Source organism: Vibrio sp. T9 (assembly GCF_003123985.1).
Lineage (GTDB): Bacteria > Pseudomonadota > Gammaproteobacteria > Enterobacterales > Vibrionaceae > Vibrio > Vibrio diabolicus.
The window spans coordinates 67,028-82,626 of record NZ_NIGY01000015.1; the positions used below are offsets into that span (position 1 = coordinate 67,028).

Below are 15,599 nucleotides of genomic sequence, written 5' to 3' on the forward strand. Positions count from 1 at the left end.
AAACATGTGTTATCACATTAACGAGTTTTCACTTCTAACACTTTGGCTGAAAACTGGTATTGCTGAGACTGCGGCACTGCCAGTTTGATGCTTTTACCCTGTTCTGCTTGCTTTGGTCGCAGGTAAGTATCCGCCATTCGCTTGATGGATTGCCAAACTGTGACTTTTTCTTTCGCCAGTTGCTGGCCAGACATATCAAATACCTGAACTTCCACTTCAACTTGAATCACCGATTGTGAGCTTTGATTGGTAATGGACGTTGGCAGTACGAGCTCACCATCTTGATAGCTCGCGGAGCCAATCAGTACGTCGACACCAGAGTCAGACAGCTGCATGGTTGGCTTTTTGGCGTTTACCACCACGGTAGTGCCAACAGTTTTCGTCACCACTGGAATTGTCGCAATTGCGGGAGATGCGATCGTTTCAACCGCACTTGTTGTCGCTTGCGTCTCTGTTGCTTGCTGCGCAGGTTTTTTCATGACGTATTCCCAAGTAAAGTCATCGTTTAACTTCACTTCTCGACCATCGGCTAAAGTGATGACTTCAGCGGCGTATGTGGATGAGGCGGCAAGTAGGGTCGCCAGAGTGATCCATGTTTTCATTGTTATACCTTTTATTTGTGTCTGCTTAACGGCGCCAAAACGCAGGGAAGAACAGTACAAGAATAGTCAGAATTTCCAAGCGGCCCATTAACATGCCAAAGCTCAGGAGCCACTTGGCGGTATCTGGCAGAGGCGCGAAGTTACCCGTCGGTCCAATCACGCTTCCCATACCTGGGCCGACGTTGGCTACCGCAGTGATGGCACCAGAGATGCTAGTGATGGGGTCTAAACCCAGTGCACTCAAGCAACCCGCGATAAAGATGATGGTGATAAAGAACATCAAGCCAAACGCGACCACCGAGCGAACAATGTCATCATTCACTGGGCGTTGGTTGTAGCGCTGTACAAACACACCTGAAGGGTGAATCAATTTCATCATCTGTTTGTTCAGCAGTGTCATTGCGATTTGGAAACGGAAGATTTTGATCCCGCCAGACGTTGATCCTGAGCATGCCCCCGCCATCATTAAGAAGGCAAAAAGAGTTGTGGGTAATGCGCCCCACGCGGTGAAGTCCTCTAAGCCAAAGCCGGTTGTGGTGACGACAGAGACGATATTAAACATCGACACTCGTAGCGCATCCAAAATGGTGTATCCGTCTCGAATCACTAACCAGGCTGAAATCACTAAGCTTGAGAACACGAACAGGTACGCGAATCCTCGAACTTGAGCGTCGTTAACCAACACATCAATACTACGTTTACGTAACGCGGCGATGAAGAGCAAAAATGGCAAGCCACCTAAGAACATAAAGGTAGTGGCCACCCAGTGTGCGCCATTAGAGAAGTGGTTCATCGACCCATCGGATGTAGAGTATCCGCCCGTTGATAGCGTGGTAAAGGCGTGATTGATCGCTTCAAACAGGTTCATGCCGGTGACCAAGTAGCCCACAATGCATAAGCCAGTAAGCATCAAATAAACCGCTACGATGTTTTTGGCGACCGTTTTTGCTCTCGGGCTACTTTTATCAGACCAATCGGATGATTCGGTTTGGAATAGCTTCATACCACCGACATTGAGCATAGGTAGCACCGCCACCGCCATTACGATAAAACCAATCCCCCCAAGCCACTGCAAAATAGAGCGCCACAGCAAGATGCTCGGCGCCATGTTGTCTAGGCCACTGAGCACCGTTGAGCCCGTCGTGGTGATACCCGACATCGTTTCGAAGTAGGCGTCGGTGAAGCTGATGTGGTTGATGAACACAAACGGCAAGGCGGCAAACGCACTGGCGATGGTCCAAACCAAACTGGTTATGAGGAACATATCGCGTACGCTGAGTTTGAACTTGGCGGTTCGACCGATCGTCAAACAAATGAAAGCGGCAAGGTGCGTGATCACAACGGCTTGGGCGAAATCGAGAAATCCCCCCGTACCAGTGAAGAAAGCGACCAAAGTCGGCACGTACATAAAAAGGGCCAGTTTGGATAAAACCAGCCCGATAACAAATAGTACGGGACGTAAGTTGACCATAGGAAAATCCTAGAGGAAGAATGGACTCGGCTGGAATAGCGCTTCGACGTCTGATACGTATTTTTTGTTGACCAGGAACATCACCACATGGTCATCCTGCTCGATGACCGTACGGTCGTGGGCAATAAGGACTTCTTCGCCACGAACGATAGCACCAATGGTGGTCCCAGGTGGGAGCTTAATATCTCCAATCGCACGTCCAACAACTTTGGATGTACTTTCATCACCGTGAGCGACGGCTTCAATTGCTTCCGCAGCGCCGCGGCGAAGTGAGGATACGTTCACGATATCAGCGCGACGAACGTGCGTCAGCAAGGCGGAAATGGTCGCTTGTTGTGGTGATATCGCCACATCAATTACGCCGCCTTGTACCAGATCTACATAAGCGCCACGTTGGATCAGCACCATTACTTTTTTCGCGCCCATGCGTTTTGCCAACATCGCAGACATGATGTTGGTTTCATCTTCGTTGGTCAGCGCGATGAAGACGTCGACTTGGTCGATGTTCTCTTCCGAGAGAAGCTCTTGGTCTGCCGCGTCGCCGCAGAACACGATGGTGTTTTCTAGCTCTTCTGACAGTTTTTCTGCACGTTGGTAGTTACGTTCAATCAGCTTCACGCTGTAGTTTTGTTCTAAGCGCTTTGCGAGACTGGCACCAATGTTACCCCCGCCAACAATCATGATGCGGCGGTACGGTTTTTCTAGGCGCTGAAGCTCACTCATCACTGAGCGAATATGGTTGCTTGCGGCGACGAAGAACACTTCATCATCGGCTTCAATAATGGTGGTGCCTTGCGGGCGAATCGGACGGCCTTGACGGAAAATCGCTGCCACACGGGTATCGATGTGCGGCATGTGCTCACGCAAAGCAGACAGCGCGTTACCCACCAACGGGCCACCGTAGTAGGCTTTTACCGCCACTAGGCTGACTTTCTGTTCAGCAAAGCTCACCACTTGCAGCGCGCCTGGGTATTGGATTAGACGTTCGATGTAGCTCGTAACGAGTTCTTCTGGTGCGATAAGGTGATCGACAGGAATGGCGCCAGATTTAAACAGGGCTTCTTTTTCGGCCAGATATTCTGGAGAGCGAATACGCGCAACGCGGTTTGGGGTGTTGAATAGAGTGAACGCGACCTGACAGGCGGCCATGTTGGTTTCATCAGTGTTGGTCACCGCGACGAGCATATCGGCGTCTTGTGCGCCCGCTTCGTGCAGCACGTCGGGGTGGCTCGCATGGCCATTGACCACACGCAGGTCGTATTTGTCCTGTAATTCGCGCAGTCGGTCGGCATTGTTGTCGACGATGGTGATGTCGTTGTTTTCACCCACTAGGTTTTCTGCCAGTGTGCCGCCAACCTGACCTGCACCAAGAATAATGATCTTCATACTCTTTTCTCGTTATCTGAAAAAGGCGATTGAAATCACTCCAATCGCCCTATTTAGCATGCTGTTACGCGTGTGTTTTGGTTAGCACTGCGTAGTAGAAACCATCCATGTCTTCTTCGCCTGGTAGAATTTGACGACCAGGCTGGTCGGGATCAGAATCCAGCAGTTGCGCATCCGCGGTACGTGCTAAAAACGCTTTTACTTGCTCCACGTTTTCTTGCGGTGTGATTGAACAAGTCGCGTAAACCATTGTGCCGCCAGGTTTCAGTTGCGTCCACATGGCATCAAAAATTTCACTTTGTAGCTCTGCTAATGCGGCGATGTCGTCTGCACGACGTAGCCATTTTATGTCTGGGTGACGACGAATCACGCCAGTCGCAGAACATGGGGCATCCAGCAAAATGCGATCAAATTGCTCGCCTTGCCACCATTCTTGTGGATTACGCGCATCACCGCAAACCACTTTTGCCTGAAGGTTGAGACGCTTCAGGTTTTCATGCACACGTTTCAAGCGTGTGTCGTCGCAGTCAATCGCGACCACTTCACTGCCCGACGTGCGCTCTAGAATGTGTGCCGTCTTGCCACCTGGCGCTGCACAGCAATCTAAAATCAGTTCGCCGTCTTGTGGTTTTAGGTAGTTGATCGAGAGCTGCGCTGCCGCATCTTGTACTGAAACCCAACCTTTCTCAAAACCAGGTAGCTTCATCACGTCACATGGCGCGGCCAATTTTATGGCGTCCATTGCTTCTGTGTGTGGCGTGCTATCAATGTTTTCATTTTTGAGTAGCGCAAGGTATTCATCACGAGTGTGGTGCTGATGGTTCACACGCAGCCACATTGGTGCTTTTTGGTTGTTCGCTTCAACAATGCTTTCCCATTGCTGTGGGTAGGCCTCTTGCAGCAGTTTTAGTAACCAGCTTGGGTGACCGTACTTGCCAGCGTTGTTGCTGACGGCCATTTGGTCGAGTTCTTCTTGGTTGCGTTGGTAGTTACGCAATACAGCGTTAATCAAACCACGCAGACGAGGACCTTTCAGCTCTTTAGTGCCTTCAACCGTTTCACCGACAGCTGCGTGCGCAGGAATACGCATGAAGCTCAGTTGGTAAATACCAACCAGAATTAGGTGATGGAATACACGTTGTTTGCCTTTGAGCGGCTTATCCATCAACTGGTTTGCGATCATTTCTAGGCGAGGTAGGTAACGTAGCGCACCGTAACAGATCTCTTGTAGCAGAGCGTGGTCACGAGGTCGTACCGTTTGTTGAGCCGCTGGAAGAGCGCTTGAAAGTGAGTGGCCCTTGTCGACGACAAGATACAGGACGTTAGCAGCCGCAGCGCGAACATTCATGATGAGTACCTTAAAGTAAAGGAGGGCATCTCTGCCCTCTAAAAGTTCGTATTATTGGGGATGATAACCCCTAGTATGGCTTAAACCAGCAGAGTACCAACTTCAAACCAAGCCGCGCGCGAATTCAGAATATCCTGAACTGACATGGCTTTTTTGCCAGGAACTTGCAGTTGTTCTAGCACCAGTACGCCGTTGCCTGTCGCAACATAAATACCGGTTTTATCTGCTTGCAAGATGGTGCCGGCTGGCTTGTCACTGGTTTGCTCTGCCACACGGCTTTGCCATACTTTGATGCTGTTTTCTGCCGCCTCAAAGTGGCTCATTGGCCATGGGTTAAATGCACGAACGCAGCGCTCAATGTGAGCCGCATCGTCGTTCCAGTTAATGCGTGCTTCTTCTTTGCTGAGTTTTTTCGCGTAGTTCGCTAGCTCATCGTCTTGCTTCACTGGCACTGCTTTACCCGCAGCAATGTCGGCTAAGCAGTCAATCAGGGCTTCTGGGCCAAGCTCAGCCAATTTTTCGTACATTGAAGCGCTGGTATCTGTCGCTTCGATTGGCAGAGTTGCAATCTTCAGCATATCACCAGTGTCGAGACCGATGTCCATCTGCATGATGGTCACGCCCGTTTCTGCATCGCCCGCCCAAATAGAGCGTTGGATTGGAGCCGCACCACGCCAACGAGGTAGGATAGAACCATGTACGTTGATACAACCCAGTTTAGGGGTATCAAGAACCGCTTGTGGCAGTAGCATACCGTACGCCACGACAACCATGAGATCGGCGTTCAGATCGGCAAGTTCTTGTTTCGCTTCGTCGGACTTAAAGCTTTCAGGTTGGTAAACCGGGATGTTGTGTTCCAGCGCCAGTTGTTTTACCGGTGGCGCAGCCAATTTCTTGCCACGACCCGCTGGACGATCTGGGTTTGTGTAAACCGCGATGACTTCATGCTCCGAAGACAACAACGCCGCCAAGTGACGGGCGGCGAAATCCGGAGTACCTGCAAAGACAATACGTAAAGACTGACTCAAGGTAGGCTTCCTTCTAATTGGTATGGTTCGAGATTAAGCGTTTTGCTGCTTCTCGTTAAAGCGTTTGATTTTTGCTAGCTTGTCCTGAATGCGTTTGCGTTTCAGTGGCGATAGGTAATCCACGAATAGCTTACCTTGTAAGTGATCAAGCTCGTGTTGAACACAAATCGCTAGCAGGTCGTCGGCTTCAAAGGTGAACTCTTTGCCATCACGATCCAGTGCTTTAACGGTAACTTCTGCAGCGCGAGGCACAAGTGCGCGTGCACCTGGTACCGACAGACAGCCTTCTTCGATGCCATCTTCGCCACGCTTTTCCAGAATCTCAGGGTTGATTAGCACCATCGGCTCATCGCGAGTTTCTGAAATATCAATCACTACGATACGTTTGTGGATATCAACCTGCGTTGCAGCAAGGCCAATACCTTCTTCGTCGTACATGGTTTCAATCATGTCATCGACGATTTTTTGAATCTCAGGCGTCACCGCTTCAACAGGCTTTGCGACTGTGCGCAGGCGATCATCCGGGAATGTTAATACTTGTAATACAGACATATTCACTCGAAATATTGAACTGTGCCGAAACAGCACAAACCTTGTTGGCTCAATTCTAGACATTTTATAGCCTAAATGACAGCATCCTTGCACCAATTTCCATTCTGGTTCCTGCTTAATAGACCAAGGACGAGGGTCATGAATCGAATTTTCCGCAACGTTGCCAGTGTTACGTTGCCGTTACTTTTCTCTTTCAACGCTGTAGCAAATGTGGATGCAAACCCACTGACTGTTAAAGATGATGCGCCACAAACATATGTAGTCGTGAAGGGCGATACGCTATGGGATATTTCGGCCATGTACTTGGATAGCCCGTGGTTGTGGCCTCGTTTATGGCAAGTAAACCCGGAAATCGACAACCCTCATTTAATTTATCCCGGTGACAAGCTGTCTTTGGTGTGGATTAACGGTCAGCCCGTATTGAGCCTAAAACCGGTTAAGAAGCTGAGCCCGAAAGCACGTATCACGGAAAAGAAAGCGGTACCAACGGTCGCGGAAGGTTTGGTGATGCCTTACCTCAAATCGGATCGGTTGCTGGATCAAGATGCGTTGAACAGTGCAGCAAAAGTGATGGGTAGCAGCAAAGGCAGTAAGTATCTGACTGCAGAAGATGTGCTGTATATCAATGGTAATCAGACCGCGACAGGTTGGGCTATTTACCGACCAGTAGCTACCTTTTCGCGTGACGATGTGTCTAAAGAGATTACCGCGCTGCGTTTGATTGCCAAAGGCGAGCTCGTTGAAGCTTCGAGTGATTATTCAGGTTTGAAGCTTACATCGCAGATGCAAGAAATTCTACGTAACGATATCGCGTTGCCAAATCAATCGGTTGAAAATACTGACTTCACGACTACGTTCTACCCGCTGCCGTCGCCACAAGGCAGTTCGGCAAAGTTGCTAGGTAATATCGAAGGTATTCGCTTTAGTTCAACTAACCAAGTCGTGGTGATTGATAAAGGCACGTCAGACAATCTGAAGCAAGGCAGTGTGTTTGATTTAAAAGAAGACGCGCACCCAGTTTACAAAGACGGCGATGAGTTCAAGAAAGAGTTTGGCGTGCTTGATAAGAAAATTACTTTGCCTCAAAGCAAAGTTGGTGAGTTGCTGGTCATTCGTCCCTATGAGTACTTTAGCTTGGCACTGATCACTAACAGTACTAAACCCATTAACCAAGATATTTCGGTGGTGTCACCGTTGGCGGACGAATTAACCATCGATGAATCGACGAAATAACGATGATCTCGCTGCCTGGTTAAAACTGAGTTGTTTACCAGGCATTGGCGGGGTCAAAATGAATAAGCTACTGGCAAGAGACACGCCGGGTAACATCGTAAACCTCTCTCCCGAACAGCTACAACAACTTGGGTTAACAACTAAGCAAATTCAAGCTTGGGCTTCAACAGATAAAGAAGTTGAAGCCTGTTTAAGTTGGCTTGAGGCTTCTACAAATCATCATATCCTGACACTGACTGACCCGCTTTATCCACCTCAACTCAAACAAATCGTTGCGCCGCCACCTCTGCTTTTTGTTCAAGGAAATTCTACTTGTCTTTCGCAGCCACAGATAGCAATGGTTGGCAGCCGAAATGCGAGTATTGATGGCTTACAGCATGCACGCCACTTTGCCGCAGAATTTGTTCAGCACGATTTTATTGTCACCAGTGGTCTCGCTTTAGGCATTGATGGCCATGCGCATGATGGTGCGTTGCAAGCAAAAGGTAAGACGATTGCGGTGCTGGGATCTGGCTTAGAAAATATTTATCCGGCACGTCATCGTGGTTTAGCGCAACGTGTTATTGAACATGGGGCTTTGGTGTCTGAGTTTCGCCCCAACGCCAAGCCGCGCCCGGAAAACTTCCCGCGTCGAAACCGCATTATTAGCGGATTATCGCTAGGTGTGTTAGTTGTGGAAGCGGCGGAAAGGAGTGGCTCGTTAATTACTGCTCGTTACGCGCTTGAGCAAGGTCGAGAAGTGTTTGCGCTGCCAGCTTCGATAAATGCCCCTAATGCCAGCGGTGGCAACCAGTTGATACGTCATGGTGCTTGCCTCGTAGAAAAGACGAAAGATGTCTTAGATGAAATACAGTCTTTGCTTGATTGGTCTATTAATCAGAGTACCGATTTATTTTCTACGTTAAATGATGAAGAAGAATTGCCATTTCCTCAGCTGTTAGCTAACGTAGGAAGTGAAGCTACACCGGTTGATATTCTTGCAAACAGGACCAATATACCTGTCCAGGAAGTCATGATGCAGCTCTTAGAGTTAGAACTCTCTGGGCATGTCGTTGCGGTTTCAGGTGGCTATATTCGAAAGGGGAGGGGCTAGCTATGATGATGGATATACTGATGTATCTATTCGAAACCTACATCCATAGCGATGCAGAGTTACAGGTCGAACAAGACGAGTTGGAAGAAGAGCTGCTCCGTGCAGGCTTCCAACAAAAAGATATCTACAAAGCCCTTGTCTGGTTAGAAGAGCTTGCCGCATTGCAGCAAAGTGACACCTCTTCTGCAATCTCGACTTGCATGGCTTCGTCATCAACTCGTATCTACACAGCGAAAGAGATGCAGCGTTTAGATTTGGAATGCCGAGGGTTTTTATTGTTTCTTGAGCAAATCAATGTGTTAACCACAGAAACTCGCGAAATGGTGATTGACCGAGTGATGGGTCTAGAAACGAGCGAGTTTGAGCTTGAAGACCTCAAATGGATCATTTTGATGGTGCTGTTTAATGTGCCTGGTAATGAAAACGCTTATACGCTAATGGAAGAGCTGTTGTACACCAAGGAACAAGGGATTCTTCACTAACCCAATCTAGGCAAGTTCGAGTTTAGCTAGCAAGAACGCGAGCTTGTCTTTTGGTGTGTTTTTCACGAAACGGTAAGTATGAGTAGTAAAATCGACAACACCCTTTTCTCTGCCCATGAACACGCATTGGAACACGAGCCGTGTCCTAAATGTGGCAGTGAGTTGATCCTCAAACATGGCAAACACGGTCCCTTTCTTGGCTGTAGCCACTACCCAAGCTGTGATTACATCAAAGCTCTGCACAACAATGATGGACACATCGTCAAAGAGCTTGGCGTTTCTTGTCCAGGTTGTGGTAACGAGTTGGTATTACGCCAAGGGCGTTATGGGATGTTTGTTGGTTGCAGTAACTATCCGGCGTGCCATCATATTGAGTCGATTAATCAACCAGAGCCAGAAAAGCAGCCGCAAGAGCAACACGCTTGCCCTGAATGTGGCAAAGGACATTTGGTTGAGCGTAAAACCCGATTTGGCAAAACATTCTACGCGTGTGATAACTACCCTAAATGCAAATTTGCTGTGAACCTTGCTCCGGTCAAGGGGCGATGCGAAGAGTGTGGTTTTACTCTGTTGGTGGAGAAGAAACTTGCCAGTGGTGTGAAATTGCAGTGTGCTAATCGTAAGTGTCAGCACACCCAGCAAGGGTAAATGAATCAAAGGAATTGAAAAGGGTCGCATCGTGCGACCCTTTTTTGTTTTTTTGCTGCCAAACGTTAGTGTTGAGGCTGTTTAGCGAACGCTTGCACAGCAGGGAAAGCTATTGGGTCTAAGATGTCTGCCAGAGCGCACAACCTAAGGTGCAATTCTCCTGGGTAGTCACCACACACGTTGATGTGTCCCATCTTGCGACCTGCACGTTTCTCTTTGCCATACCAATGAATGTGGCAACCATCCATTGATAACAATGCATCTGGTAGTGTGTCTTCACCAAGAATATTGATCATTGAGGTTTCACGAACCAATTTCGTACTACCTAATGGTAAGCCGCATACTGCGCGCAGATGGTTTTCAAACTGACACGTTTCTGCACCTTGCTGTGTCCAGTGACCAGAGTTGTGTACGCGTGGGGCAATCTCATTCACTAACAGTGTGCCATCGATATCAAAGAATTCGAGCGCCAATACACCAACGTAATCTAGGCTATCTGCGACTGCCGTGAACATTTGCTTTGCTTGTTCCTGTAACCCTGGCGCATCAATCGCAGTAGAAAGACTCAATACACCGTTGGTGTGAACATTCTCTGCCAGAGGGTACACTTCCACACTGCCATCTTTGCTTCGAGCACCAACCAATGATACTTCGCGGTTAAAAGGAACAAACTTTTCAGCAACAATCGCTTGAGTTGGTGTTGCCGCGATGCACTCTGCCATCTCAGTCCAAATGTCGTCGACTTGAGAAGCTTCTTTTAAGCGCCATTGGCCTTTACCATCGTAACCACCTAATGCACTTTTCAGCACCATTGGCATACCAACGTGTTCAATTGCGCGCTCAAAGTCTTCACGAGTTTCAATCACGTAGTATTTCGCGTTGCGCACGCCAGCATCATCAAGCAGTGCTTTTTCAATACGGCGATCACCACCTGCTTTGATGGCTTGCGTACTTGGTAGGAACTTGCCGCTCGCTTCGCAAACCTTGAGCACGTCATGTGGAATATGCTCGAACTCGGCAGTAATCACATCAACTTGCGTAATCGCATTTTCCAAGCCATGGCCAAGTACCTGTTGAGTTAAAGGGTGAACGACATCACCGCTGCTGACATCGTAAGCTGAAATTTGAATATTCAGTGGCGCACCAGCCAGAGACATCATTCGAGCTAATTGACCCGCACCAAGAACCAGTACATGCATCTGATTAATCCTCTGCAGGGTTTGGATTTGCGAGAACTGTTTCCGTTTGCTCATTACGGAATGCTTCTACCTTCGCCATGATGTTTTCATCATGAGTGCCTAGAATTTGCGCTGCTAGGATACCGGCGTTTGCTGCGCCCGCTTCGCCAATCGCTAACGTACCGACTGCAATGCCTTTTGGCATTTGTACAATAGATAGCAGAGAGTCCATGCCTTTTAGTGCGCGAGACTGAACTGGAACACCGAGTACAGGAATGCTAGTAAATGCAGCTGCCATACCTGGTAGGTGAGCTGCACCGCCTGCACCGGCGATGATCACTTTGATGCCGCGTTCTTTTGCGCCACTGGCGTAGTCCGCCAGTAATTGAGGAGTTCGGTGTGCTGACACGACTTTTGTTTCGTAAGGTACGCCAAATTGGTCTAGCATGTCTGCTGCTAGTTTCATGGTTGGCCAATCGGATTTAGAACCCATGATGATACCGACTTTCATCTCAAACTCCTTCAAGCTGCAAAATTAGGTGAGCTGATAAATTTGTGCGCATTATACGGGGATTTTTATCTCAAGCAAACGTTTGCGTCTTGTTGTTGACGCTATTGATACATTTTATAAAAAAATTGCTTTAGTGTCTGAGAATGAATATTTGTACACTTAGTGAAAATAATACAGTCAGACAATCAGGAAGTAATCGGTGGATAACTTTGAACAAGTGCTCAACGCACTACAACAAGGCGAAGTGATTGCCTACCCAACAGAAGGGGTTTTTGGTGTCGGATGCGATCCAGATAACCCAGAAGCAATTCAAAAACTGCTGGATCTCAAGCAGCGTCCGGTGGAAAAAGGGCTGATTCTGATCGCTGCAAGTTATGAGCAGCTCTTGCCATATATTGATGAATCTCAACTGACTCCAGAACAATTAGCGACCGTTCATGCAACTTGGCCTGGTCCATACACTTGGATCATGCCAGCGAGCGATAAAGTCTCCAACTGGGTTTCAGGGCAATTTGATTCAATTGCAGTTCGTGTGACTGATCATCCTTTGGTTCAAAAGATGTGTAATGCATTCGGAAAGCCGTTAACCTCTACCAGCGCGAATCTTTCCGGCTTGCCACCGTGTATGAACACGGAAGAGGTAGAGCAGCAATTGGGTGATAAGCTGGTGGCCATTCTTCGTGGTGAAACCAGCGGCCGTGATAAACCCAGCGAGATTCGTGACGCCAAAACTTCACAAATATTAAGACAGGGCTAACCCTGCTTGCCAGTCATCAACCGGTATCACGTAATAGGTAATAACGTATGTCAGCAATCGATAAGCACGCCGTAAAGCAGTTCCTGATGTCACTTCAGGACTCCATTTGTCAGCAGTTAGAACAAAAAGATGGAAAGGCCGTCTTTGTCGAGGATGCATGGCATCGTGAACCGGGCGAACGTCTTGGTGGCGGTGGGCGCTCACGTGTTATGCGTGATGGCCTTGTTTTCGAGCAAGGTGGGGTGAACTTCTCGCATGTAGAAGGGAAAGAAATGCCAGCATCTGCGACGGCACATCGTCCGGAGCTAGCGGGTCGCCGTTTTGAAGCGATGGGGGTCTCTTTGGTTATCCATCCCAAAAACCCTTACGTCCCAACTTCTCATGCGAATGTGCGTTTCTTTATCGCCGAGAAAGAGGGCGAAGAACCAATTTGGTGGTTTGGTGGTGGTTTCGACCTGACTCCTTTCTATCCTTTCGAAGAAGATTGTCAGTCATGGCACGATACAGCTAAGGCAATCTGTGCCCCATTTGGTGAAGAAGTATATGCAGAACACAAAGCGTGGTGTGATAAGTACTTCTTCTTGCCACATCGAAATGAAACTCGTGGTGTTGGTGGTTTGTTCTTTGATGATTTGAATCACTGGGAGTTTGATAAGTGTTTTGATTACATCAAAGCGGTGGGTGAAGGCTATTGCCAAGCTTATTTGCCGATCGTGTCTCGTCGTAAAGACATCGAATATGGCGAGCGCGAACGTGAATTCCAACTTTACCGTCGTGGTCGTTATGTTGAGTTCAACTTAGTGTACGACCGTGGCACTTTATTCGGTTTACAAAGTGGTGGGCGTACCGAGTCGATTCTGATGTCGATGCCGCCGTTAGCGCGATGGGAGTACCGCTACGAACCAGAAGCAGGAACGCCTGAAGCCGAACTTTACGAGCGATACCTGAAACCACGCGAATGGTAAGCACGGAATCTCCTTTTCTATATAGATAGATAGTGATAGGGTCATCTGTAATCAGATGGCCCTGTTTTCTCTATATCTAAGTAAGGAATAAAGGTAAGGAAATGACCCTGCAAATCGATCGTTACGCCGTGTTTGGTAACCCTATCGGGCACAGCAAGTCGCCATTTATCCATACACTCTTTGCTCGCCAAACTAATCAGTCCCTAACATACACCGCAGAATGTGCGCCTGTGGGTGGATTTATCGAGGCGGCGAAAGCATTTTTTGCTGACGGCGGCAAAGGCTGTAACGTGACCTTGCCTTTTAAAGAAGACGCCTATCAATTTGCCAGCCGTTTGACCGAGCGTGCTCAGCTTGCTGGAGCTGTGAATACACTTAAGAAGCTTGATGATGGTGAAATCATTGGTGATAACACTGATGGTGCAGGTTTAGTGCAGGACTTGTTGCAACATCAAGTCGTGTTAGAAGGTGCACGTATCTTGATCATAGGAGCTGGTGGTGCCGCTCGAGGTGTGATTAAACCATTGCTCGATCAAAAACCAACATCTCTAACGATAACTAATCGTACATTTTCCAAAGCCGAAGAATTGGCAGAATTGTTTTCTGCATATGGCCCTGTTACAGCAAACGAGATGAATACCATTGCTGAAGAGTTCGATGTCGTAATCAACTCCACGTCTGCATCATTGAGTGGTGAGTTACCTGCGATCTCTTCCTCGGTGTTCGCCGCCAATAGTACAAGCTACGACATGATGTATGGCAAAGGTGATACCACATTTAACCAATGGGCTAAGCAACACGGTGCGGCACATGCTTATGATGGTTTAGGTATGTTAGTTGGCCAAGCTGCTGAGAGTTTTATGTTATGGCGCGGTCTTCGTCCAGGCGCCAAACAGATTTTGCGTGAATTAAGAAAGAACCTTGAAGGTCAATAAGCGATGAATCAATCCATTTTATTCCCAGACATGCAATCATGGGATGAAGTATCACAATCAGTAAACTTTGCGGCGCAACAATCAGGCGCACTAATAGAATGCTTTGTGACGAAACAAAAGTTAGAAAAGTTATCTGGCTCAGAGTTAGATACGGAGCAGGCCGTGCTCTCTGCTTTTATTGACTACCGATTTGATCTGGAAGAAATAGCAGAAGAGTTAATAGAAGATGAAGCCTTCAACGAAGAAGGCCATATTATCATCGGCTAATAGACCTTTAGTTCAAGTCTTCTACTTCATGTAAGTAGTCGTTTTTGTTTTGAACATAGTTATTGGCAGACTTTTGCAAAAAAGCTCGTTCTGTCTCTGATAGAGGACGAGCTTGTTTAACTGGACTACCGACATAAAGATAGCCGCTTTCTAATCTCTTTCCTGGCGGCACTAAACTGCCCGCTCCAATCATCACCTCTGATTCAATAACGACAGCATCTAAAACAATCGCCCCCATACCAACCAAAACACGATCGTGGATCTCACAACCGTGCAGCATCACTTTGTGGCCAATCGTAACGTCATTGCCAATGATAAGTGGGTAGCCGTTTGGGTTTTCGGCGTTCTTATGGGTGACATGCAAAACACTGCCATCTTGAATATTAGTTCGATCACCAATGTGAATGTGGTTCACATCGCCTCGTGCCGCTACTAATGGCCAAATGCTAGAATCGTCCCCAATACGGATATCTCCGACTAACACTGAGGTTGAGTCAACGTAAACACGCTCACCAAGTTGAGGCTTTATACCTTTGTAGCTTCTAATTAAGCTCATCTTTTCTCCTTATTAGGGGCGAGTACAGGGGACATGGAGGTAGAATAGTAGTGAAAACTCGCCTTTTAGAATAAAAAACACCCAAACGATAAAAAAATCAAAAAAAACGTGAAAAAGGGCTTGCCAATGTGATCGCAATCTCTATAATGCCACCTCGCTGACACGGCAATGCTTCGAAAGAAACGAAAGCCAAGTTAGCAAGCCAAATTAGCCAAGCGGAAACGCTTGAAGAAAGTTTGAAAAAAGTGATTGACACTAAACTTTAACTCGCTAAAATGGCCGTCCTGTTTTGAGCAAAGCTCAACAGGAAAGCTCTTTAACAATATAGACCTATCAATCTGTGTGGGCACTCGTTGATGATAATCCAATTAGAAACTTCGGTTTCAAATTAGGTTTCAATGAAACGAAGTGACCATTGAGTCGCAAGACTCAGCACAGTCAATTCAAACATTACTTATGTAATGTTCAGTATTCATTGAGCCGAACAAAATCTTAAATTGAAGAGTTTGATCATGGCTCAGATTGAACGCTGGCGGCAGGCCTAACACATGCAAGTCGAGCGGAAACGAGTTATCTGAACCTTCGGG

17 protein-coding genes and 1 rRNA gene are annotated in these 15,599 nt (G+C 47.7%); 9 read left to right on the forward strand and 9 right to left on the reverse strand.

Going from position 1 to position 15,599, the window contains the following annotated elements; translation table 11 throughout:
* Positions 1-17: 17 nt before the first annotated feature.
* From CBX98_RS22895 to def, 6 genes are all read right to left on the reverse strand, one after another.
* Entirely contained in the window at positions 18-602 is a 585-nt protein-coding gene (locus CBX98_RS22895) for a DUF3157 family protein (RefSeq protein ID WP_065646623.1), read from the reverse strand.
* A gap of 25 nt (positions 603-627) precedes the next feature.
* On the reverse strand, positions 628-2,073 hold the full coding sequence (locus CBX98_RS22900; RefSeq protein ID WP_109170329.1) for a TrkH family potassium uptake protein: 1,446 nt from the start codon (positions 2,071-2,073) through the stop codon (positions 628-630).
* A gap of 9 nt (positions 2,074-2,082) precedes the next feature.
* Positions 2,083-3,459 carry a Trk system potassium transporter TrkA gene (trkA, locus tag CBX98_RS22905; protein ID WP_005394041.1) on the reverse strand — a complete coding sequence of 459 codons (1,377 nt, stop codon included), beginning with the start codon at positions 3,457-3,459 and terminating at the stop codon, positions 2,083-2,085.
* A 64-nt stretch (positions 3,460-3,523) separates the two neighbouring features.
* A complete protein-coding gene (gene rsmB, locus CBX98_RS22910) occupies positions 3,524-4,807 on the reverse strand; it encodes a 16S rRNA (cytosine(967)-C(5))-methyltransferase RsmB (RefSeq protein ID WP_025628789.1) in 1,284 nt (427 codons plus the stop codon).
* Between the two features lie 80 nt (positions 4,808-4,887).
* The gene (fmt, locus tag CBX98_RS22915; protein ID WP_005394039.1) at positions 4,888-5,835 is read right to left on the reverse strand and encodes a methionyl-tRNA formyltransferase; all 948 of its coding nucleotides are present in this window, start codon (positions 5,833-5,835) and stop codon (positions 4,888-4,890) included.
* A 33-nt stretch (positions 5,836-5,868) separates the two neighbouring features.
* Complete coding sequence (gene def / locus CBX98_RS22920; protein WP_005379068.1) at positions 5,869-6,387, reverse strand: peptide deformylase; 519 nt, start codon at positions 6,385-6,387, stop codon at positions 5,869-5,871.
* 138 nt (positions 6,388-6,525) lie between these two features.
* Between def and CBX98_RS22925 the strand changes: the two genes are divergently transcribed.
* The 4 genes from CBX98_RS22925 (at position 6,526) to CBX98_RS22940 (ending at position 9,843) form a co-directional block, all read left to right on the forward strand.
* Complete coding sequence (locus CBX98_RS22925) at positions 6,526-7,620, forward strand: LysM peptidoglycan-binding domain-containing protein (protein ID WP_109170330.1); 1,095 nt, start codon at positions 6,526-6,528, stop codon at positions 7,618-7,620.
* The gene (gene dprA / locus CBX98_RS22930; protein WP_109170331.1) at positions 7,604-8,713 is read left to right on the forward strand and encodes a DNA-processing protein DprA; all 1,110 of its coding nucleotides are present in this window, start codon (positions 7,604-7,606) and stop codon (positions 8,711-8,713) included. Before CBX98_RS22925 ends, dprA begins: the two co-directional genes overlap by 17 nt.
* 2 nt (positions 8,714-8,715) lie before the next feature.
* Positions 8,716-9,195, forward strand: a complete 480-nt coding sequence (locus tag CBX98_RS22935; RefSeq protein WP_005379074.1) for a DUF494 family protein — start codon at positions 8,716-8,718, stop codon at positions 9,193-9,195.
* 78 nt (positions 9,196-9,273) lie between these two features.
* Positions 9,274-9,843 carry a topoisomerase DNA-binding C4 zinc finger domain-containing protein gene (locus CBX98_RS22940; protein WP_109170332.1) on the forward strand — a complete coding sequence of 190 codons (570 nt, stop codon included), beginning with the start codon at positions 9,274-9,276 and terminating at the stop codon, positions 9,841-9,843.
* 65 nt (positions 9,844-9,908) lie between these two features.
* Here the strand turns inward: CBX98_RS22940 and CBX98_RS22945 are convergent, their stop codons facing one another.
* Positions 9,909-11,042 carry a 5-(carboxyamino)imidazole ribonucleotide synthase gene (locus CBX98_RS22945; RefSeq protein WP_109170333.1) on the reverse strand — a complete coding sequence of 378 codons (1,134 nt, stop codon included), beginning with the start codon at positions 11,040-11,042 and terminating at the stop codon, positions 9,909-9,911.
* A 4-nt stretch (positions 11,043-11,046) separates the two neighbouring features.
* Positions 11,047-11,532 (reverse strand): 5-(carboxyamino)imidazole ribonucleotide mutase, encoded by a 486-nt coding sequence (gene purE, locus CBX98_RS22950; RefSeq protein ID WP_109170334.1) that lies wholly within the window; start codon positions 11,530-11,532, stop codon positions 11,047-11,049.
* Between the two features lie 199 nt (positions 11,533-11,731).
* Here purE and CBX98_RS22955 point away from each other — a divergent pair, with 199 nt between their 5' ends.
* From CBX98_RS22955 to CBX98_RS22970, 4 genes are all read left to right on the forward strand, one after another.
* Complete coding sequence (locus CBX98_RS22955) at positions 11,732-12,289, forward strand: L-threonylcarbamoyladenylate synthase (RefSeq protein ID WP_048625612.1); 558 nt, start codon at positions 11,732-11,734, stop codon at positions 12,287-12,289.
* A 47-nt stretch (positions 12,290-12,336) separates the two neighbouring features.
* A complete protein-coding gene (gene hemF, locus CBX98_RS22960; RefSeq protein WP_109170335.1) occupies positions 12,337-13,254 on the forward strand; it encodes an oxygen-dependent coproporphyrinogen oxidase in 918 nt (305 codons plus the stop codon).
* 101 nt (positions 13,255-13,355) lie between these two features.
* Positions 13,356-14,189, forward strand: a complete 834-nt coding sequence (aroE, locus tag CBX98_RS22965) for a shikimate dehydrogenase (RefSeq protein ID WP_074190039.1) — start codon at positions 13,356-13,358, stop codon at positions 14,187-14,189.
* Positions 14,190-14,192: 3 nt separating this feature from the next.
* Positions 14,193-14,456, forward strand: a complete 264-nt coding sequence (locus CBX98_RS22970) for a DUF1488 domain-containing protein (RefSeq protein WP_012841273.1) — start codon at positions 14,193-14,195, stop codon at positions 14,454-14,456.
* 7 nt (positions 14,457-14,463) lie between these two features.
* Here the strand turns inward: CBX98_RS22970 and CBX98_RS22975 are convergent, their stop codons facing one another.
* Positions 14,464-15,012 carry a gamma carbonic anhydrase family protein gene (locus CBX98_RS22975; protein WP_074190038.1) on the reverse strand — a complete coding sequence of 183 codons (549 nt, stop codon included), beginning with the start codon at positions 15,010-15,012 and terminating at the stop codon, positions 14,464-14,466.
* A gap of 494 nt (positions 15,013-15,506) precedes the next feature.
* Between CBX98_RS22975 and CBX98_RS22980 the strand changes: the two genes are divergently transcribed.
* A 16S ribosomal RNA gene (locus CBX98_RS22980) occupies positions 15,507-15,599 on the forward strand; the annotation flags it as partial.